Origin of the sequence: Pseudomonas shahriarae (assembly GCF_014268455.2) — a bacterium.
Classification (GTDB): domain Bacteria; phylum Pseudomonadota; class Gammaproteobacteria; order Pseudomonadales; family Pseudomonadaceae; genus Aquipseudomonas; species Aquipseudomonas shahriarae.
The window spans coordinates 5,496,733-5,516,713 of record NZ_CP077085.1; the positions used below are offsets into that span (position 1 = coordinate 5,496,733).

A 19,981-nucleotide genomic window follows, 5' to 3' on the forward strand; every position below is an offset into this window, starting at 1 on the left:
TATGTACTTGACGCCTCAGCATATATTGCTTGCCGGAGCCTCGGGCTTGACCGGGGAACATCTGCTGGACCGCCTGCTCAACGAGCCTACCGTCACCCGCGTATTGGCGCCCAGCCGCCGGCCACTGGCCGAACACCCGCGCCTGGAAAACCTGGTCGGCGACCCCAGCACATTGCTGCCACAACTGAGCGGCCGGGTCGACCTGGCCTTCTGCTGCCTGGGCACCACGCTTAAGCAGGCAGGTTCCGAGCAGGCGTTCCGCGCCGTAGACCTGGACCTGGTGGTGGCGTTCGGCAAGCGCGCCCGGGAGATGGGTGCACGGCATCTGATCGTGATCAGCGCGATAGGCGCCGACCCCAAATCCTCGGTGTTCTATAACCGGGTCAAGGGTGAGATGGAGCAGGCCTTGCAGGCTCAGGGCTGGCCACAACTGACCATCGTGCGGCCCTCGCTGCTACTGGGCGAGCGCCTGGAGACACGCTTGGCGGAGAAACTCGCAGGGCCGTTGTCGCGGCTGATTCCCGGCAAGTATCGTGGCATCGAAGTGTGCGAGCTGGCCCGGGCCATGTGGCGCCTGGCCCTGGAGGAGCAGGACGGGGTGCGGATTGTCGAGTCGGATGAGTTGCGTAAGCTCGGCAAGTGAATCTGCGGTGACCGGGCGGGCCTCATCGCGGGCAAGCCCGGCTCCCCCATGAATGCATTCACCGATCAAATGGGGGAGCTGGCTTGCCTGCGATGGGGCCCGCCCAGACCACAACTATCGCTACAGGCTACAACCCACCCGTCGCATTAAACCCAACCCCCAATACCGTCAACGCCGACAGCGGCAACAGCAGCGTGTCGAGCAGCGCGCTGGCCGGCAGGTCGAGGCCCGGGTAGCTCGGCGCTTCGGCGCCAAAACGGTCCATGGCACAGCAACCACCCTGCATCGCATACAGATCCAGGCGCGTGCCCGCATACACCACCGGCGCACCGGGTTTCGCCGCATCCAGGGTGCGTACGGTGGCGCAGCCTGCCAGTTGCAGGCCCAGCACGATCAGCAGGACTTTATTCATCGCTGCTCAAATGATGCTCACCCCAGCGCGGCAACATGTCCTGGGGGATGTTCAGCAAGTTGAGAATCCGTGCCACCACGAAATCCACCAGGTCATCAATGGTCTGCGGCTGGTGATAAAAGCCCGGCGACGCCGGCAGGATGGTCACGCCCATATTCGACAGTTTGAGCATGTGCTCCAGGTGAATGCTCGAATACGGCGCCTCGCGCGGCACCAGGATCAACTGGCGGCGCTCCTTCAAGGTCACGTCCGCCGCGCGCTCGATCAGATTGTTGCAGGCACCGGTGGCGATCGCCGACAGGGTGCCGGTGGAACACGGCACCACCACCATTGCCGCCGGCGCACCGGAGCCGGAGGCCACGGGCGACATCCAGTCTTCCTTGCCATAGACCTTGATCTGCCCCGCCGCCGCACCGGTGTATTCGGTCAGGAAGGCCTGCATCATCTGCACCTTGGGCGGCAGCGAGACGTCAGTCTCGGTGGCCATCACCAATTGCGCAGCCTTGGAAATCAGGAAATGCACCTCGCGGTCTTCGCGCACCAGGCAATCGAGCAAACGCAAGCCATAGGGCGCGCCGGAGGCGCCGGTCATCGCCAGGGTGATGCGCTCCGGCCCGCTCATTGCAGCGCCTCGGCGAGTTTGCCGTGCAGGCCGCCAAAGCCGCCATTGCTCATGATCACCACGTGGGTACCGGGCTTGGCCTGGCTTTTGACCCGTTCGATGATGCCTTCCAGGGAGTCGCTGACAATCGACGGCACCGTGCAAAGCCTGGCCACGGCTGCCAGGTCCCAACCCAGGTTGGCTGGCGCGTACCACACCACCTGGTCGGCATCGTTGACGCTTTCCGGCAGGCCATCACGGTGCGCGCCCAGCTTCATGGAGTTGGACCGCGGCTCGATAATCGCAATCACCGGCGCATCGCCAACGCGCTTGCGCAGGCCGTCGAGGGTGGTGGCAATCGCCGTGGGGTGGTGGGCGAAGTCGTCGTAGATGGTAATCCCGTTCACTTCGGCGACCTTTTCCATACGCCGCTTGACGCTCTTGAACGCGCTCAGCGCGGCAATGCCCATGGCCGGTACCACGCCGACATGCCGGGCTGCAGCCAGGGTCACCAGGGCGTTGGCGACGTTATGCTGGCCGGTCATGTCCCAATCGACGATGCCTTGGGCCTCGCCCTCAAACAGCACTTCGAATTGGCTACCATCCTCGCTCAACAACTTGACCTGCCACTGCCCGCCGGCGCCAGTGGTTTGTACCGGCGTCCAGCAGCCCATCTCGATCACGCGCTGCAAAGCCGGCTCGGTGGTGGGGTGAATCACCAGGCCTTCGCTGGGAATGGTGCGTACCAGATGGTGGAATTGCCGCTCGATGGCCGGCAGATCAGGGAAGATGTCCGCATGATCGAACTCCAGGTTGTTCAAAATCGCCGTGCGCGGGCGGTAGTGAACGAACTTGGAGCGCTTGTCGAAGAAGGCGCTGTCGTATTCATCGGCCTCGATCACAAAAAACGGTGTATCGCCCAAACGCGCCGACACCGAGAAATTCTGTGGCACGCCGCCGATCAGGAAGCCGGGGCTCATGCCTGCATGCTCCAACACCCAGGCCAGCATGCTGCTGGTGGTGGTCTTGCCATGGGTACCGGCTACCGCCAGCACCCAGCGGCCCTGCAGCACGTGATCGGCCAGCCATTGCGGGCCGGACACATAGGGCAGGCCTTTGTTCAGCACGTACTCCACGGCAGGGTTGCCACGGGACATGGCATTGCCGATCACCACCAGGTCCGGGACCGGATCGAATTGCGCCGGGTCGTAACCCTGGGTCAGCTCAATGCCCTGGGCCTGCAACTGCGTGCTCATGGGCGGATAGACATTGGCATCGGAGCCGGTGACATGATGCCCCAGCTCTTTGGCCAGGACCGCCATTGAGCCCATGAAGGTGCCGCAAATACCGAGAATATGAATGTGCATAGTCGACCTCGTAAAACATCGAGGCAGGTTAGCGTAGGGTGGGAAAATTCGCACTCTTTTAGCGATTAGCGTGCGATCTTTTCCGCCACTGAGCGTGGCGCTCACTGATAAACAGTCGAGGGACTTTTCTACTCTTTTTTGCAATTCAGTACACTGGAATCAAGCCCGGCATTTAGGAACTCCCGCAAAATACCGGGCCTGACAGCTGCTACTTAGTAAAAAATACAACCGAACTCAAACCACCGAACCAAAAGCAGACAGACCACTATCAAACTATCTCTTTCTTGCCTTTTGTTTCCACTTCCCGAATGGCAACCATCCTTGCAATGAAGTTATTGATTGTTTCGTTCCTTTTATCAAGTACATCCAGGCGACTGGTAACAGTTTTAGGCTCGACCACTGATTCTTCTTTATACGGCTTGAAAATAAAACCGTTTTCCGCAGCCGTCAGCTCCATATTTTTCTCTGCTGCGCCGTACAACTCCTCAAGTTTTTTGATACGCGCATTTGTCTCGGTTGGCCAGTTCGGATCTTTCGTAAGAGCCTCACCATCCCCTCCCTCAGCCAGCAGTTGAATAGTGTTAACCGCGTACAGCAACTTTGTCTCGGCATTATCCAACCGCAACTTAATCATTGTGGCGTCTTGCTCTCCTGTACCGCCTGCCGCTGGCGTAACGCCATTGGATTGCTGACTCGGAGCCGGCTGGTGGGCCGGGGGCAATAATGGGGTAGTGGCGCTAAAGCTACCCTTGATGGTTTCACCGCTCCAAACCGATCCGGCATAAGTACCAATACTCAACGGAGTACTAACCAGGCCATTTACGGACGCATTCACAAAAGCATCGCGAGCTACAGTTTTCAAAGGTGTATCGGTTTTAAACACACCGGCCTTGACCAGGCGATCAGCCGCAATCAGATTGGTGGCAACATCGCCAAATGTCTTGGGTTGCGCAACCACGGGCTTGGGCCCAACGGGCAGTGAGGCGCCAGGGTGCTGCGTTTTGAACACAATGTCCCTGAAGTTAGCTATCCCCTTGCTGTTCGAGGCCCCTGCAGTCGGACGGGGAGCCACATTGGGCTTTACTGACGCTGTCTGTACAAATTTACCGGCGATCCCGTTAGAGGGGACTTTAAGGGTCTTTGATCCTGCGCTGGAAAACGGTCGAGGAAGGCGAGGGGATCCAAACCCGCGCCTGACTCGCACGGCGCCTTCACCCGAATTTTCACCCGTACTGTTCGCCTCGCTGGACGCCTGGGTGTCTGGAGTTTGCGCCGTTTCATCAAAGTAGGACGCACTTTTCGTAACGGCTGATGCCTGGTGCCGGGGCAAGCCATCCACGGGATCATTCACGTGCAACGGAACCGAAACAGGAAAACCTGAAATATTCATATTGCCACCTATATAGTAAAAAACACGTCAACGACGTGATTACTATCAATTTTATTCATCCCTAGTGTCAAAGCATCATAAACGATGAACCATCCTTTCCACTTGAGTATGAGATAGGCAGACTTCAGTTCCACACAACACACAAATTAAATGAACCATTACAACCAATAGCGTCACACCTCAACCGCAACACTTTTCACACCGACGAATCATGCAAACACCTAAAAACAATAAATGCATTAAATAATCACCCCGCCAAGTCGCAACCAGTAAGCTAGCAATCACACACAACTTCACAACAAATATATTAACCCCTATTACACCCATACCCATTGAACAGAGATCATGAGGGCGAATTGATCAGCACAGGCGTCAAAGCACAGGAGCGGTCTTTACCCTCGCTCAGCCCGCAGAACGCAACGCAATTCCATGCTTGCGCAGCTTGCGGTACAGCGTATTGCGGCTAATGCCCAACTGCTCTGCAGCAAGGGTCATATGCCAGCGCTGCTGCTCCAGCATGTTCAGCAATGCCAGCCGCTCGGCATCTTCCAACGGCTGCTTGACGACGGTTCGCGCCTGGACAGGCACCCGGCCAATTATCGCAGGCAGATCGCTCAACCCGACCCGTGCGCCCTCGCAGAGTGCAGCCAACGTACGCAACACCGTGCGCATCTGTCGCACGTTACCCGGCCACGAGAAGTCCAACAGTGCCTGACGCGCATCGTCATCAAGTACGATTGTCTGCCCCTGCGCTTCCTGCGCCAGGAGAAAGTCCAGCAACTGCGACTTGTCAGTGCGCTCGCGCAACGGCGGCAAGGCGATTTCCAGGCCATTGAGCCGGTAATACAAGTCCTCGCGGAAACTGGCGTCACGCACACGTTCCTGCAAGTTGCGGTGCGTCGCGCTGATCACCCGCACGTCCACCGCTTGCGGCTCACCCCCAATGGGCACCACCAGCCGGTCTTCCAACACTCTTAGCAACCGGGTCTGCAACGCCAGCGGCATATCGCCGATTTCATCGAGGAACAAGGTACCGCCATCGGCCTGTTGCAGCTTGCCGCGCATGCCTTCCTTGCGGGAGCCGGTGAAACTGCCACCGCGATAACCGAACAATTCGCTCTCGATCAGGCTCTCAGGGATGGCCGCGCAGTTCAGGGCGACGAAGGGTTTGTCGGCACGCTGGCTGGCATGGTGCACGGCTTTGGCGAATGCCTCCTTGCCGGAGCCGGTTTCGCCATTGATCAGCAGCGGCACGTCGCGCTCAAAGACCCGCAGGGCCTTGCGAAAGTCATTCTGCAGCGCCTCATCGCCCAGGCAGATGCCCGGCACGCGCGGCCGCTCGACCTTGGGCGGCGCCGGAACCCGTGGGCCGGGCGCCCGCCGGGCCTCGCCGCGCAACACCGCGAACAGGCTGCGCCCATCGCGGGTGCGCAGGGGCCAACTGGCGCTGGCGTTGGCACTGGCGCGGCCGAGCAAGTCATCCAGGCGGCAGTCGAAAAACATCTCCACCGGCAGGCCCAGCAAACGCCCGCGTGGCAGCCCCAGCAGGTTCTGCGCGCTTTGGTTGAGCGCACAGATCCGCCCTTCACCGTCGAACGCCAGCAGCCCTTCGCTGAACAGGCCCACGGATTCGGCCTGCAGGTGGAAACGCAGCAACCAGTGGTTTTCAAAGTGGCGCAGGAAGTAGCAGCTCTCGATCATCTTCGCCGACAGATTGACCAGCGCCATGGTATGGAACTGGCTCTGACGCGATACCGCCTCACGGGCCGAGGACACGTCCAACACTGCCAGCAGGTCGCCATGGGGGTCGAATACCGGGCTGGCGGAACAGGTCAGGCCGGTGTGGCGCCCGCGAAAGTGTTCATCGCGATGAATGGTCAGGGCCTGGCGCTCCACCAGGCAGGTGCCGATGCCGTTGGTGCCTTCACAGGCCTCGCTCCAGTCAGCGCCGAGCCATAGGCCGGCATGCTCGAACACCTTACGCTCGCTAGGCGCGGTGACGCAGTTGAGGATCACCCCGCGCGCATCGGTCAACAGCACCGCGTGCCCGGCGCCGGAAAGCTGTTGATGCAAATTGTTCATTTCGGTGCCGGCGATGTGCAGCACCTGCTGCAGGCGCTCGCGGCTTTCCAGCAGGCGATCGTGCTCCAGCACCGTGGGGGCAATGGTCAGTGCCGGGTCGAGGTGATAGTCCTCCAGGCAGCGCAGCCAGGAACGGGCAATCGAGGGATCGCTGCCGGGACCGTGCAGCGGGTCTTGCCCACGGGTGACCGTCAGGACTTGCCGGGCATGGCGGCTGAAATGATCGTTTTGCATCTTCTTATTGTTCTCCTGTTGCGTGGGACACACCGCGGACCGGGACGCCCAGCATCCTCCACGCCTTGGCGCATTGCAATCCCGGGGCGACCCATGGGTCACAGGTTGTATCGCCGGTGGTACAAACTGTCACCCCGACTGTCCCAAAGCTGTCACAGCAACGCCTTGCAACAAACCCTAAAGCCTTGATTTACCTGGCCTGGAGGGCACTGGCCCGACCTTTGCTCTACGCTTTATCAAGCGCAGCCACGCTGCACTCCAATAAACATAAGAAGTCAGGAGATACCCACCATGCGTTATGCACACCCCGGTACTGAAGGCGCTATCGTTTCGTTCAAGGCCAAGTACGGCAACTACATCGGTGGCGAATTTGTGGCCCCGATAGATGGCAACTACTTCACCAATACTTCGCCGGTAAACGGCAAGCCCATCGCCGAATTCCCACGCTCCACTGCCAAAGATATCGACAAGGCACTGGACGCCGCCCACGCCGCCGCTGATGCCTGGGGCAAGACCTCGGCCCAGGACCGCTCGCTGGTGCTGCTGAAAATCGCCGACCGCATCGAACAGAACCTCGAACTGCTGGCCATCACCGAAACCTGGGACAACGGCAAGGCCGTACGCGAAACCCTCAACGCCGATATCCCCCTGGCCGCTGACCACTTCCGCTACTTCGCCGGCTGCATCCGCGCCCAGGAAGGCAGCAGCGCCGAGATCAACGAACACACCGCCGCCTATCACTTCCACGAACCCCTGGGCGTGGTCGGGCAGATCATCCCGTGGAACTTCCCGCTGCTGATGGCCGCCTGGAAACTCGCGCCCGCCCTGGCCGCCGGTAACTGCGTGGTACTCAAGCCTGCCGAGCAGACCCCGCTGGGCATCAACGTGCTGATGGAAGTGATCGGCGACCTGCTGCCACCGGGCGTGCTGAACGTGGTGCACGGTTTCGGCAAGGAGGCGGGCGAAGCCCTGGCGACCAGCAAGCGCATCGCCAAGATCGCCTTTACCGGCTCCACGCCGGTGGGTTCGCACATCATGCATTGCGCGGCCGAAAACATTATTCCGTCCACCGTTGAGCTGGGCGGCAAGTCGCCGAACATCTTCTTCGCCGACATCATGAAAGCCGAACCGCAATTTATCGAAAAGGCCGCCGAAGGCCTGGTGCTGGCGTTCTTCAACCAGGGCGAAGTGTGCACCTGCCCATCCCGCGCGCTGGTGGAAGAGTCGATCTACGACGACTTCATGAAGGTGGTGATGAAGAAGGTCGAGTCGATCAAGCGTGGCGACCCGCTGGACACCGACACCATGGTGGGTGCCCAGGCGTCCGAGCAACAGTTCGACAAGATCCTGTCGTACCTGGAAATCGCCAAGGGCGAAGGCGCCGAGCTGCTGACGGGCGGCAAAGTGGAGAAACTGACCGGCGACCTGGCAACCGGCTATTACATCCAGCCGACCCTGCTCAAGGGCACCAACAAGATGCGCGTGTTCCAGGAAGAAATCTTTGGCCCGGTGGTGAGCATCACCACCTTCAAGGATGAAGCCGAAGCCCTGGCGATTGCCAACGACACCGAGTTTGGCCTGGGTGCCGGCTTGTGGACCCGCGACATCAACCGCGCCTACCGCATGGGCCGGGCGATCAAGGCCGGGCGTGTGTGGACCAACTGCTACCACCTGTACCCGGCGCATGCCGCGTTTGGTGGTTACAAGAAGTCCGGTGTGGGCCGTGAGACGCACAAGATGATGCTGGATCACTATCAGCAGACCAAGAACCTGCTGGTGAGCTACGACATCAACCCACTGGGTTTCTTCTAACCCTCCCCCGCTCCCACACTTGAAATGCAATTAAATGTGGGAGCGGGCTTGCTCGCTCCCACACTTGGATCTTCATCAATAGTTGCGACGTGCATTCGGCAGACATCCGCCGAGTTAAAACAATAAAAACAAGGTACTTTCCCATGCCTAGCGAACCGACAGGATCCTCCGTCGACTTCGAAAAAGTCGGCTCCGAATACTTCCAACAACGAGAACTGAAAAAAGGCGCCGCCGGCTGGGTGCTATTAGTCGGCCTCGGCGTTGCCTATGTCATTTCCGGCGACTACGCCGGCTGGAACTTCGGCCTGGCCCAAGGCGGCTGGGGCGGGATGTTCCTCGCCACACTCCTGATGGCCACCATGTACTTGTGCATGTGTTTCTCCCTGGCCGAACTGTCCTCCATGATCCCTACCGCCGGTGGCGGCTATGGTTTTGCCCGCAGCGCCTTCGGCCCCTGGGGAGGATTTCTCACCGGCACGGCGATCCTGATCGAATACGCCATCGCCCCCGCCGCCATCGCGGTGTTTATCGGTGCCTATTGCGAATCACTGTTCGGCATTGGCGGCTGGATGATCTACCTGGCGTTCTACATCATCTTTATCGGCATCCATATCTTTGGCGTCGGTGAAGCGCTGAAGTTGATGTTTGTGATTACCGCCGTCGCCGCAATTGCCCTGGGCGTGTTCCTGGTGGCGATGGTGCCGCACTTCAACGTCGCCAATCTGCTGGACATTCCCGTGACCGAAGCCAAGGGCGCCAGCAGTTTCCTGCCGTTCGGCTATGTCGGCGTGTGGGCCGCGATTCCTTATGCGATCTGGTTCTTCCTCGCCGTCGAAGGCGTGCCCCTGGCCGCCGAAGAAACCAAGAACCCCAAGCGCGACCTGCCCCGCGGCCTGATTGGCGCGATTGTGGTGCTCACCAGCTTTGCCCTGCTGATCCTGGTGATTGCCCCCGGCGGCGCCGGCACCCTGGCGCTGATCAAGTCCGGCAACCCGTTGGTGGAATCCCTGGCCCTGGCCTACGGCGGCTCGACCTGGATGGGCAGCTTCGTCAACCTGGTGGGCCTGGCCGGACTGATCGCGAGCTTCTTCTCGATCATCTATGCCTACTCCCGGCAGATTTTCGCCCTGTCCCGCGCTGGCTACCTGCCGCGCAAACTGTCGCAAACCAATAAAAGCAAGGCACCGGTGCTGGCCCTGGTCATTCCCGGGATCATCGGTTTTGGCCTGTCGCTGACCGGCCAAGGCGACCTGCTGATCCTGGTGGCGGTGTTTGGCGCGACCATTTCCTACGTGCTGATGATGGCCGCGCACATCACCCTGCGCATCCGTCGCCCCAAAATGGAGCGCCCATACCGCACGCCGGGCGGCATCTTCACCTCGGGCCTGGCCCTGATACTGGCCTGCATCGCCGTGGTGGCGGGCTTCCTGGTGGATCCGCGCGTGGTGATTGGCGCGGCGATCATCTATGGAGTATTAATTGCTTACTTCGCTTTCTACAGTCGGCATCACTTGGTAGCAGGCACGCCGGAAGAAGAGTTCGCGGCGATCCAGGCCGCAGAGGCCGCCTTGCACTAAACGCCGTAAACCACGTCGCGGGCCACCGCCCGCGTCGTCATGGAGAGTCTGTATGGCAAGTTTTTCCCACTCGGTCGGTGCATTGACCTACCGTTTCGACAGCCTCAAGGACGTGATGGCCAAGGCCAGTCCCGCCCGCTCCGGGGATTTTCTCGCCGGCGTCGCCGCACAGAACGACGGCGAACGTGTGGCGGCGCAAATGGCCCTGGCCAATATCCCGTTGAAGCACTTCCTGGAAGAGGCGCTGATCCCCTACGAAAGCGACGAAGTCACCCGGCTGATCATCGACACCCACGACCAGCAGGCCTTTGCCGTGGTCAGCCACCTGACCGTCGGCGGCCTGCGGGACTGGCTACTCAGTGACGCGGCCGACGAACACAGCCTGCGTGCACTGGCGCCAGGGTTGACCCCGGAAATGGCCGCCGCCGTGTCGAAGATCATGCGTGTGCAGGACCTGGTGCTGGTGGCGCAGAAGATCCGCGTCGTCACCCAGTTTCGCGGCACCATGGGCCTGCGCGGGCGCTTGTCCACGCGCCTGCAACCTAACCATCCGACGGATGAACCGGCGGGCATCGCCGCGAGCATCCTCGATGGGCTGCTGTACGGCAACGGCGACGCCATGATCGGCATCAACCCGGCCACCGACAGCATCGCCTCGATTTGCGCCATGCTGGAAATGCTCGACGCGATCATCCAGCGCTACGAGATCCCGACCCAGGCCTGTGTGCTGACCCACGTCACCACCTCCATCGAAGCGATCAACCGCGGCGTGCCGCTGGACCTGGTGTTCCAGTCGATCGCCGGCACCGAGGCGGCCAACGCCAGCTTCGGGATCAACCTGAATGTGCTGCAGGAAGGCTACGACGCAGGCCTGAGCCTGAATCGCGGGACTCTGGGGCAAAACCTGATGTATTTCGAGACGGGCCAGGGCAGCGCCCTGTCGGCCAACGCGCATTTCGGGATTGATCAACAAACCTGCGAAACCCGTGCCTATGCTGTGGCGCGGCACTTCAAGCCATTTTTGGTCAACACGGTGGTCGGTTTTATCGGCCCCGAGTACCTGTACAACGGCAAGCAAATCATCCGCGCCGGCCTCGAAGACCATTTCTGCGGCAAGCTGCTCGGCGTGCCCATGGGTTGCGACATCTGCTACACCAACCATGCCGAAGCCGACCAGGACGATATGGACACCCTGCTGACCTTGCTGGGCGTAGCCGGAATCAATTTCATCATGGGCATCCCGGGTTCCGACGACATCATGCTCAACTACCAGACCACATCCTTCCACGACGCGCTCTACGCCAGGCAAACCCTGGGTTTAAAGCCCGCGCCGGAGTTTGAGCAGTGGCTGGCGAAAATGGGCATCTTCACGCAAGCCGATGGCAAGGTGCGGTTTGGTAACAACCTGCCACCAGCCTTCCGCCACGCCTTGGCGCAATTGGGATGAAGGAACCTCCAGTGCAAATCGACACACCTGAAAGCGATAACCCCTGGCTGGAGCTGCGGCGCCTGACCCCGGCGCGAATCGCCCTGGGCCGCACCGGCACCAGTATTCCCACCGGCGCGCAACTGGACTTCCAGTTCGCCCATGCCCAGGCCCGCGACGCGGTACACCTACCGTTTGACCATACCGGCCTGAGCAGCCAGATGGCCGAGCGCGGCCGCGATAGCCTGTTGCTGCACAGCGCCGCGCCCGACCGCCACAGCTACCTGCAACGCCCGGACCTGGGACGGCGCCTGAGCGATGAGTCGGCCCAGACCCTGCGCGACTACGCCCAGGCCAACCCGGGCGGTGTGGACCTGGCGGTGGTAGTGGCCGATGGTTTATCGGCGCTGGCGGTGCATAAACACACCGTGCCGTTTCTGACACGCATGGAAGAACAGACCCACGCTGAAGGCTGGTCCTTGTCGCCGGTGATCCTGGTGGAACAAGGCCGGGTGGCGGTGGCCGATGAGATCGGCCAGTTACTCGGGGCAAAAATGGTGGTGATCCTGATCGGCGAGCGGCCAGGGCTCAGCTCGCCGGACAGCCTGGGGCTGTACTTCACCTATAACCCCAAGGTCGGCCTGACCGACGCCTACCGCAACTGTATTTCCAATGTGCGCCTGGAGGGTCTGAGCTACGGCATGGCCGCGCACCGCCTGCTGTACCTGATGCGCGAGGCCTGTCGGCGGCAGTTGTCGGGGGTCAATCTCAAGGATGAGGCGCAGGTTCAGACCCTGGAATCGGATGATCCGGACCTGATGAAAGGCAATTTCCTGCTCAGCCCAACCAAGGACTGATGCCGGCACGATTGCGATTTTTCACCGCTTTAGGCAGCATCAAGCAGCGGGCGCCCGAGTAATGGACCGTTTGCCGTTGTATTCCTATAGAAGTTGAGGCCTAGCATGCGGATTACTCAAGCGACTCTGGAACACCTGGACCTGTTGACCCCATTATTCGTCAAATACCGCGAGTTCTATGGCGCGCTGCCCTTTCCGGACTCCTCCCGGGCGTTTCTGGAGAAGCGTCTGCGGCGCAAGGAGTCGGTAATCTACCTGGCGCTGCCGGATGACGACGACAGCAAGCTGCTGGGCTTCTGCCAGCTGTATCCGAGCTTTTCTTCGCTGTCGTTGAAACGGGTGTGGATCCTCAATGACATCTACGTCGCCGAGGACGCCCGCCGCCAACTGGTGGCCGACAACCTGATGCGCGCCGCGAAAAAAATGGCCAAGGAAACCAATGCCGTGCGTTTGCGCGTGTCCACCAGCAGTAATAACGCGGTGGCGCAGAAGACCTATGAGTCCATGGGCTTTCGCGAAGATACCGAGTTCAAGAACTACACATTGCCGATCAGCGAAGACTGAAGCCATTCACCCAAACACCCAAAAAATGTGTGCGGGCTTGCTCGCGATAGCGGTGGTTCAGTTGATGTATTTTTAACTGACCCACCGTTATCGCGAGCAAGCCCGCTCCCACATTTGGATCAGTGCTAGCCAGAATAGCCGCGACATCCCCCGCTACAAAACCAGCACGCTTTTCATCACTCAGTCCGTATAATGCCGACGTTTTAGGGTTGTAGGAAAAACGGCATACACACGTAGCCTTATTGCCCGAAGCCTCCGCACGGGCCCGCTGAGTCGGGCCATTCACACAGGTGCCATCCATGGATTTCAACCCGCTCGACCTTATCCTGCATCTCGACGTGTACCTCGACTTGCTGGTAACCAATTACGGTCCGTGGATCTACGCCATCCTGTTCCTGGTGATTTTTTGCGAAACCGGCCTGGTGGTCATGCCGTTCCTGCCCGGCGATTCCCTGCTGTTTATTGCGGGCGCCGTCGCTGCCGGTGGCGGCATGGACCCGGTCCTGCTGGGCGGCCTGCTGATGCTGGCGGCGATCCTCGGTGACAGCACCAACTATGTGATCGGCCGCACCGCCGGGGAACGCTTGTTCAGCAACCCCAACTCGAAAATCTTCCGCCGCGACTACCTGCAAAAGACCCACGACTTCTACGACAAGCACGGCGGCAAAACCGTGACCCTGGCGCGCTTCCTGCCGATCCTGCGCACCTTCGCGCCGTTCGTCGCCGGTGTCGCCAAAATGCCGTATCCGCGCTTCTTCGGCTTCAGCGTGCTGGGCACCATCCTCTGGGTCGGTGGCCTGGTCACCCTCGGCTACTTCTTCGGTAACGTACCGTTCATCAAGAAAAACCTGTCGCTGCTGGTGGTGTTCATCATCCTGCTGTCGCTGGTGCCGATGATCATTGGCGTGGCCCGCAGCCGCTTTGGCCGCACCTCCTCCGAAGCCAAGCCGCACTGATCGGCCATGTGGTCCCTCAGCGCCTGGCGTCGCCGGCGCCTCCTGGCCAAGCACCCGGTTGCCGATGAAACGTGGCAACGGGTGCGCCATCACCTGACCTTCCTCGACGGCATCAGCGCCGAACAGGACCAATGGTTACGTGAGGCCAGCGTGCTGTTCCTCGCCGAAAAACACCTGACTGCCCTGCCCGGCGTCGATCTGCACCAGGAACAACGCCTGCTGCTCGCCGCCCAGGCCCAACTGCCGCTGATGAACCTGGGCGAGTTGGAGTGGTACCAGGGCTTCCATGAAATCATTCTCTACCCCGATGACTTTCGCAGCCCCCAGCGCCATCGCGACGCCAGCGGCGTGGAACATGAATGGGATGGCGAGCACAGCGGCGAAGCCTGGCAGCAAGGCCCGGTGATCCTCGCCTGGCCGGGCGTACTGGCCAGCGGCAATTGGGAAGGCTACAACCTGGTGATCCACGAACTGGCGCATAAGCTCGACATGCTCAATGGCGACGCCAACGGCCTGCCGCCGCTGCACAGCGACATGCGCGTCCAGGAGTGGGCCAGCGTGATGCAGAGCGCGTTTGATGACCTCAACCGCCAGCTCGACCACAACCCCGACGCCGAAACCGCCATCGACCCGTATGCCGCGGAAAACCCGGCAGAGTTTTTTGCGGTCACCAGCGAATATTTTTTCAGCGCCCCGGATTTGCTGGTGGACAGTTATCCACAGGTCTACGGGCAACTGAGCCAGTTTTACCGCCAGGATCCACTGGCACGCCTGAAACATCTGCAAGCCAGCGACCCGCGCTATCAGACTGAAGGCTAAGTACCGTACGACGTCTGGCGCGTGGCATCGGCGCAGGAATATGCCTATAATCGCCGCCACTTTTAGGCCAATCCGGCCAATTTACTTGGCCAACTACGGGGGCAACGCCCAATGAGCTACAGCAAGATTCCGGCTGGCAAAGACCTGCCGAACGACATCTACGTCGCCATCGAGATTCCGGCCAACCATGCGCCGATCAAGTACGAAATCGACAAAGACAGCGACTGCCTGTTCGTTGACCGTTTCATGGCCACCCCGATGTTCTACCCGGCCAACTACGGTTTTATCCCCAACACCCTGGCTGACGACGGCGACCCCCTCGACGTGCTGGTCGTGACCCCTTACCCGGTCACCCCAGGCTCGGTCATCCGCGCCCGCCCGGTTGGCATCCTGAACATGACCGACGACGGCGGCGGCGATGCCAAAGTCATCGCAGTGCCACACGACAAGCTGTCCCAGCTGTACGTCGATGTGAAGGAATACACCGACCTGCCGCCGCTGTTGCTGGAGCAGATCAAGCACTTCTTCGAGAACTACAAAGACCTCGAAAAAGGCAAATGGGTGAAGATCGACGGTTGGGGCAACGCAGACGCCGCCCGTGCCGAGATCATGAAGTCGGTAGCTGCCTACAAAGGCTGATACCGCTACTCATTGCCACGGCAATCTAAAAAAGCCCCGATCACTCGGGGCTTTTTTGTGGGAAAAAATAAACAACAAGTTCAATTAAATAAACAAAACAACAACTAACGTTTAACTAGACAGAATCTAGCCAAGATTTTACTTGCAATAAGGAAACACCTACATACACCAACTCAACGCATGGTTTATTTGATCTTGTTTTCCGGACAGTAAACTCTGCGTTTATGAATACATCAGGTGATCGCTTAAGAATGTTACTTCGGGAAGTTCATCTTTCCGCATCCGACTTCGCCAAGAATCGCGACGTCACGCCCCAGCATGTGAACAACTGGTTCAAGCGCGGCGTGCCCTTGGCCCGGCTCGACGAAATAGCAGAACTGCTGTGTGTCACCAGCCGCTGGCTACGTACCGGCGAAGGCCCTAAACACCCGCCGACCAACCTCCAGCTGGAAGGCCCCAACCACGGAAACAGCGCTACCGCCCGCGAAGACTGCGGCCATTACCTCTGCGGCCCCAATAGCGGCCCGGAAAAGATCGACGTGGAGATCCCCCTCCACGCCTCATTCAACTCCCAGGAAAGCCTGCGCCTCTCCCTGCGCACCCTGGAACAACTCAACGTCACCGCAGACCGCGCCCTGGGGGCCTACATGGTCGGCAACAGCATGATCGACATCATCCAGGATGGCGCCATCCTCGCCATCGACCGCGGCCGCACCCAAATCATCGACGGCGAAATCTACGCCCTCGAACACCACGGCATGCTGCGCATCAAATACCTCTACAACCGCCCCGGCGGCGGCCTGCGCATGCGCAGCCACAACAACAGCGAACACCCCGACGAATTCCTGACCTACGACCAGCGCTTCGAGCAAAACGTACACATCCTGGGCTGGGTATTCTGGTGGTCCACCCTCAACAACCGCCGCCCACCGGTCCCGCTGGACGAACACTTGACAGGCTACGACGGCTCTAAATCAGACTAGACGCTGGGAAACTGCGGGGAATGTGAGTATCATGCGCGGCACATTTGGCAGGGGTTGGCGTGAAGCCAGCACACCCTACCCGGCGATGCGGAGGAGTTCCCGCTGATGCCCCCCTCTATCACTTGGGCGAGCGCTTGAGTGAACGATTGAAGGCTGGTGAGGTTTACCAAAAATAGACTTAACCAGTCCCCGAGAAGCCGGCCACAAGCCGGCTTTTTAATTGTCCGAAATAATCCTATCCCATCTGAAAATCTTCCTGATAGCTTAGCTATTCCGGGGGAATTCAGGCATTCCCCCTGTCCGATTGTGTTCAACGCCATTTGACCTCATCCGACGATGAAGTGGGGGGATAAAAGAGTCGCATTCTGAATAGCTGTGTGGCGAGGGAGTTTGCTCCCTCGCCACAGGTTGAAGTTTTACTCTTGCTAAAGCGTCAAAAATCCACGGTCGCCGACAACTCGTACGTGCGCGGCGCGCCCAGGCCCAGGCTGGACGTCAGCGGCATGCCCCAGTACGCCTTGTCAGTGACGTTGGTCACCGTGCCACGCAGGGTCACCGGTCGCCCGGCGACCTGCATTGCATACCGCGAGCCCAGGTCGAAAATGGTGTAGCCGGGGATCGACTGCGAGTTGTCATCACTGATGTATTGCTGGGAAACCGCCGTCGCGTTGGCGGTCAGGGTCAGGCCCGGCACCAGTGGCGTGTCCCATTCCGCGCCGAGCTTGCCTTGCAGCTTGGGCAACCCGGTGGCCGTCTTGCCTTCGTCATCGCCGCCTGGCGATTTGGTGATCTTCGGATCAACATGGGCAACGCCGCCCATCAGGCGGACGTCGTCGATGGGCGAGCCGAAGAAGCCCCACTCGATGCCTCGGTTGCGCTGTTCGCCACCAAAGGAGAACACGTTGGTCACCGGATCGGTCGAGCTGCCCGGGCGCTCGATCTGATACAGGCTGAGGGTGTGGGTGAACGTGCCCAGGTCGAGCTTGAGGCCGATTTCCTTCTGCTTGGATTTGTACGGGGCAAAAACGTCGCCGTAGTTAGCTGCCGTCATCGGCGCCATCGCGCCTTTGCTCAGGCCCTCGATGTAGTTGGCATACACCGAAACCTGTTCCGTGAGCTTGACCACCACGGCTGCGGCGGGTGTTGTTGCGCTTTCGTCATAGCCGGGCTTGTTACGCGCGCCGGTGGTGGTATTGAAGGTGTCCGTGACCACGTTCTGGCGGCGCACGCCAAGGGTCAGTTGCACCTTGTCGTCAAGGACCGACAAGGTGTCCGCCACGCCGTAGCTGGTCAGCGTGGATTCGGTGTGTGCCACCGGCGCAAAGCTGCGCGGCGCCTCCGGCCCCCAGGTCGGGTGATAGATATTGGTCAGCCAATCCGCACCGGGCACCCAACGCCGGCCATAGTCCTTTTGCTTGTCGGCATACCGCGTGGCATTGACCACCCACTGGTGCCCGATCGGCCCGGTCTGCCATTTGCCCTTGAGCCCCGCCTCGCCCGAGGTTTTCTCGATGTCCATCTTCAGTTGGCCCATGCTGGTCTTCAAATCCCCCGCATTGTTGATCACCTGGGCCGACATCGCGCCGCTGTAGCGGTAGTGGGTCTCGCTGGCGCCGAACGCCGCATAGGCCAACAGTTGCTCAGTCAGGTCGAATTCGCCGCGCACAATCGCGCCCTGATCCTTGGTATCGACAAACGCCCAGTCCGGGTTGAGTAAAGTGTCCGACTTCGGCGGCTTGGGCACGGCCACATTCGCCGCCAGGCTGATCCCACGGTTTTGCCCGCGCACGCGGTCTTCGCTGTTGTAGAGGTCGGCCGACAGCCGCGCCCGCTCACCGCGCCAATCCAGGCCCAACGAATTCAACTGCGCTTTCTGCTGTTGCTGCTCGGTCGCTGTGTCGCCATCGCGGTACACACCGTTGAAGCGCACGCCAAATTGCTGCTCATCGCCAAAGCGACGGCCTACGTCGAGGTGGCCGCCAAACTGCGCCTCGGACATGTAGGTGGTGGTAAAGCGCGTCAGCGGCTCAGCACCGGCACGCTTGGGCACCAGGTTGACCATGCCTCCCACCGAACCGCCTGGCGGCATGCCGTTGAGCAGCGCCGACGGGCCTTTCAACACTTCGATGCGCTCGTACATCTCCGGCGAAATGCGGTAGTACGGCGCCACGCCAAACAGGCCGTCGATGGTCACGTCGCTGATGCTGGTGGCAAAACCACGGATCGAATAGTTCTCGCTGTAGGTACCCTTCAGGCCATTGCTGAACACCGCTGGGTCGGTCGCGGCGATCACATCGGTGACGGTCTGGGCCTGGCGGTCGGCAATGAACTTTTCCGTGTAGCTGATGGTGCTGAACGGCGTTTCCATAAAGTCCTTGTTGCCCAGCAGGCCGAGCCGGCTGCCATACGCCACCTGGTCACCGGCGTAGCTCAGCGGCAAGTCAGCGGCCGGCATTTCACCCTCGACGCGAATCGCCGGCAAGGTGGACACGCGTTTTTCTTCGGCTTGCGCGAGTTCTTCGGCGAACGCGGGGGCGCTGCTGATTGCCAGGCCGAGCAAGGCCATGGAGGTAAAGCCCGGACGAGCGGGCACAGGGGTACGTGTACGGTGAGTCATGGAAGGCTCCGTAAGGTGGAATGTTTTTTAGTATTGGCAGCTTGAAGCGGGGTTAACGCCTGGAATCAGGGTTGATAGCCCTGGATCACATCGGCGATCACTTGCTTGATCGAGCTAGGGCTGGCCGCCATGACGTACCAGGCATCGGCATCGACAAACACCACGCGCCCGGTTTTCCAGGCATTGGTCTGGCGCAACAACGGGTTGCCTAGGGTTTGCGCATTCAGCAACGGGCGATGCTCCATGACGGCCGTGCGATCAACTACGTAGAGAATGTCCGGGTTGGCCTGCTGGATGAATTCACTGGAAATCGGCTGGCCATGCAAGCCGGCCTCGGCGGTCGGGCTGGCCGGTTTCACCCCCAGCTCGGTGAACACAAAGCCGTAGCGCGACTGCACGCCAAACGAGCTGAACGCGCCGTTGTTATGCAGCACCACCAGGGCGCGTTCGGGGCGGTCGGCGGTGATGCGTTTCGCTTCTGCAACCTTGGCGTCGAGGGCGGTAACCTGTTGTTGCGCCAGGGCCGGCTTGGCGAAGATCTGCCCGAGGGTCAGCAGGTGCTGCTTGATTACTTCGATATGGCGCTTCTGGCTGTCGCGGTAATCCACGTCGAAATGCACGGTGGGCGCGATCTCGCTGAGTTCGCCGTAGTGCGGGGCCTGCAGCGAGGTGATCAGGATCAGGTCCGGCTTGGCCGCGTGCACCCGCTCCAGGTTCGGCTGGACGATGGCGCCGGTGTCCACCACCGCCGCGTCGTTCTTGTAGCGTTGCAGGAACTGCGGCACGAAGTCCTTGGGCATACCGGCCACCGGTACGCCCAGTTGGTCGAGAAAATCCACTTCGTTCATGTCCAGGGCCACCACGCGCTGTACGGGCGGCTGGATCAGTGTGCTGCCCAACGCGTGGGTCACGCTGATCGGGGCGGCGGCCGAAGCCGGCCCTGCGCCAAGCGCGGCCAGTAACAGGGCGCAGGCCCAGGCTGTGTGTATGCGGTTCATGGGA

At 60.4% G+C, this 19,981-nt stretch carries 17 protein-coding genes; 10 read left to right on the forward strand and 7 right to left on the reverse strand.

All coding sequences use genetic code 11. From position 1 onward, the window contains the following. Position 1: 1 nt before the first annotated feature. Positions 2-643, forward strand: a complete 642-nt coding sequence (locus HU773_RS24620; protein WP_186625022.1) for an oxidoreductase — start codon at positions 2-4, stop codon at positions 641-643. 127 nt (positions 644-770) lie between these two features. Here the strand turns inward: HU773_RS24620 and HU773_RS24625 are convergent, their stop codons facing one another. The 5 genes from HU773_RS24625 to HU773_RS24645 all read right to left on the reverse strand — a co-directional run bounded on the left by HU773_RS24625 (position 771) and on the right by HU773_RS24645 (position 6,729). Next, a complete protein-coding gene (locus HU773_RS24625; RefSeq protein WP_128593935.1) occupies positions 771-1,055 on the reverse strand; it encodes a YceK/YidQ family lipoprotein in 285 nt (94 codons plus the stop codon). Then, on the reverse strand, positions 1,048-1,677 hold the full coding sequence (ubiX, locus tag HU773_RS24630; RefSeq protein ID WP_038443595.1) for a flavin prenyltransferase UbiX: 630 nt from the start codon (positions 1,675-1,677) through the stop codon (positions 1,048-1,050). Before ubiX ends, HU773_RS24625 begins: the two co-directional genes overlap by 8 nt. Then, a complete protein-coding gene (mpl, locus tag HU773_RS24635) occupies positions 1,674-3,023 on the reverse strand; it encodes a UDP-N-acetylmuramate:L-alanyl-gamma-D-glutamyl-meso-diaminopimelate ligase (protein WP_057960713.1) in 1,350 nt (449 codons plus the stop codon). Before mpl ends, ubiX begins: the two co-directional genes overlap by 4 nt. Before the next feature lie 268 nt (positions 3,024-3,291). Next, positions 3,292-4,413 carry a hypothetical protein gene (locus tag HU773_RS24640; RefSeq protein ID WP_186625020.1) on the reverse strand — a complete coding sequence of 374 codons (1,122 nt, stop codon included), beginning with the start codon at positions 4,411-4,413 and terminating at the stop codon, positions 3,292-3,294. Positions 4,414-4,815: 402 nt separating this feature from the next. Further along, the gene (locus HU773_RS24645; protein WP_186625018.1) at positions 4,816-6,729 is read right to left on the reverse strand and encodes a sigma-54-dependent Fis family transcriptional regulator; all 1,914 of its coding nucleotides are present in this window, start codon (positions 6,727-6,729) and stop codon (positions 4,816-4,818) included. A 291-nt stretch (positions 6,730-7,020) separates the two neighbouring features. On the opposite strand from HU773_RS24645, the gene exaC reads away from it, so the two are divergent. The 9 genes from exaC (at position 7,021) to HU773_RS24690 (ending at position 16,362) form a co-directional block, all read left to right on the forward strand. After that, entirely contained in the window at positions 7,021-8,541 is a 1,521-nt protein-coding gene (exaC, locus tag HU773_RS24650) for an acetaldehyde dehydrogenase ExaC (protein ID WP_057438993.1), read from the forward strand. 143 nt (positions 8,542-8,684) lie between these two features. Next, entirely contained in the window at positions 8,685-10,118 is a 1,434-nt protein-coding gene (gene eat, locus HU773_RS24655; RefSeq protein ID WP_057438992.1) for an ethanolamine permease, read from the forward strand. Positions 10,119-10,170: 52 nt separating this feature from the next. Then, complete coding sequence (locus HU773_RS24660; protein ID WP_057960716.1) at positions 10,171-11,565, forward strand: ethanolamine ammonia-lyase subunit EutB; 1,395 nt, start codon at positions 10,171-10,173, stop codon at positions 11,563-11,565. Further along, positions 11,562-12,401, forward strand: coding sequence for an ethanolamine ammonia-lyase subunit EutC (gene eutC / locus HU773_RS24665; RefSeq protein ID WP_057438991.1), 840 nt, complete (start codon positions 11,562-11,564; stop codon positions 12,399-12,401). The genes HU773_RS24660 and eutC overlap by 4 nt, the downstream gene beginning before the upstream one ends. 105 nt (positions 12,402-12,506) lie before the next feature. After that, entirely contained in the window at positions 12,507-12,965 is a 459-nt protein-coding gene (locus tag HU773_RS24670) for a GNAT family N-acetyltransferase (RefSeq protein WP_057438990.1), read from the forward strand. Between the two features lie 299 nt (positions 12,966-13,264). Continuing rightward, positions 13,265-13,921, forward strand: a complete 657-nt coding sequence (locus HU773_RS24675) for a DedA family protein (RefSeq protein WP_038443607.1) — start codon at positions 13,265-13,267, stop codon at positions 13,919-13,921. Positions 13,922-13,927: 6 nt separating this feature from the next. Then, on the forward strand, positions 13,928-14,740 hold the full coding sequence (locus tag HU773_RS24680) for a M90 family metallopeptidase (protein WP_057438989.1): 813 nt from the start codon (positions 13,928-13,930) through the stop codon (positions 14,738-14,740). Positions 14,741-14,851: 111 nt separating this feature from the next. After that, positions 14,852-15,379 carry an inorganic diphosphatase gene (ppa, locus tag HU773_RS24685; protein WP_003176323.1) on the forward strand — a complete coding sequence of 176 codons (528 nt, stop codon included), beginning with the start codon at positions 14,852-14,854 and terminating at the stop codon, positions 15,377-15,379. Positions 15,380-15,603: 224 nt separating this feature from the next. Beyond that, positions 15,604-16,362, forward strand: coding sequence for a LexA family transcriptional regulator (locus HU773_RS24690; RefSeq protein WP_128593451.1), 759 nt, complete (start codon positions 15,604-15,606; stop codon positions 16,360-16,362). A 433-nt stretch (positions 16,363-16,795) separates the two neighbouring features. Here HU773_RS24690 and HU773_RS24695 read toward each other — a convergent pair whose 3' ends face one another. Beyond that, positions 16,796-18,979, reverse strand: coding sequence for a TonB-dependent receptor (locus tag HU773_RS24695; protein WP_437181142.1), 2,184 nt, complete (start codon positions 18,977-18,979; stop codon positions 16,796-16,798). Between the two features lie 65 nt (positions 18,980-19,044). Next, complete coding sequence (locus tag HU773_RS24700; RefSeq protein ID WP_170044003.1) at positions 19,045-19,977, reverse strand: siderophore ABC transporter substrate-binding protein; 933 nt, start codon at positions 19,975-19,977, stop codon at positions 19,045-19,047. Positions 19,978-19,981: the final 4 nt, after the last annotated feature.

Bases quoted from the DNA above. Each gene is read 5' to 3' on its own strand.
- HU773_RS24620 (WP_186625022.1), top strand. From the start codon at position 2: ATGTACTTGACGCCTCAGCATATATTGCTTGCCGGAGCCTCGGGCTTG.
- HU773_RS24625 (WP_128593935.1), bottom strand. From the start codon at position 1,055: ATGAATAAAGTCCTGCTGATCGTGCTGGGCCTGCAACTGGCAGGCTGC.
- ubiX (WP_038443595.1), bottom strand. From the start codon at position 1,677: ATGAGCGGGCCGGAGCGCATCACCCTGGCGATGACCGGCGCCTCCGGC.
- mpl (WP_057960713.1), bottom strand. From the start codon at position 3,023: ATGCACATTCATATTCTCGGTATTTGCGGCACCTTCATGGGCTCAATG.
- HU773_RS24640 (WP_186625020.1), bottom strand. From the start codon at position 4,413: ATGAATATTTCAGGTTTTCCTGTTTCGGTTCCGTTGCACGTGAATGAT.
- HU773_RS24645 (WP_186625018.1), bottom strand. From the start codon at position 6,729: ATGCAAAACGATCATTTCAGCCGCCATGCCCGGCAAGTCCTGACGGTC.
- exaC (WP_057438993.1), top strand. From the start codon at position 7,021: ATGCGTTATGCACACCCCGGTACTGAAGGCGCTATCGTTTCGTTCAAG.
- eat (WP_057438992.1), top strand. From the start codon at position 8,685: ATGCCTAGCGAACCGACAGGATCCTCCGTCGACTTCGAAAAAGTCGGC.
- HU773_RS24660 (WP_057960716.1), top strand. From the start codon at position 10,171: ATGGCAAGTTTTTCCCACTCGGTCGGTGCATTGACCTACCGTTTCGAC.
- eutC (WP_057438991.1), top strand. From the start codon at position 11,562: ATGAAGGAACCTCCAGTGCAAATCGACACACCTGAAAGCGATAACCCC.
- HU773_RS24670 (WP_057438990.1), top strand. From the start codon at position 12,507: ATGCGGATTACTCAAGCGACTCTGGAACACCTGGACCTGTTGACCCCA.
- HU773_RS24675 (WP_038443607.1), top strand. From the start codon at position 13,265: ATGGATTTCAACCCGCTCGACCTTATCCTGCATCTCGACGTGTACCTC.
- HU773_RS24680 (WP_057438989.1), top strand. From the start codon at position 13,928: ATGTGGTCCCTCAGCGCCTGGCGTCGCCGGCGCCTCCTGGCCAAGCAC.
- ppa (WP_003176323.1), top strand. From the start codon at position 14,852: ATGAGCTACAGCAAGATTCCGGCTGGCAAAGACCTGCCGAACGACATC.
- HU773_RS24690 (WP_128593451.1), top strand. From the start codon at position 15,604: ATGAATACATCAGGTGATCGCTTAAGAATGTTACTTCGGGAAGTTCAT.
- HU773_RS24695 (WP_437181142.1), bottom strand. From the start codon at position 18,979: ATGACTCACCGTACACGTACCCCTGTGCCCGCTCGTCCGGGCTTTACC.
- HU773_RS24700 (WP_170044003.1), bottom strand. From the start codon at position 19,977: ATGAACCGCATACACACAGCCTGGGCCTGCGCCCTGTTACTGGCCGCG.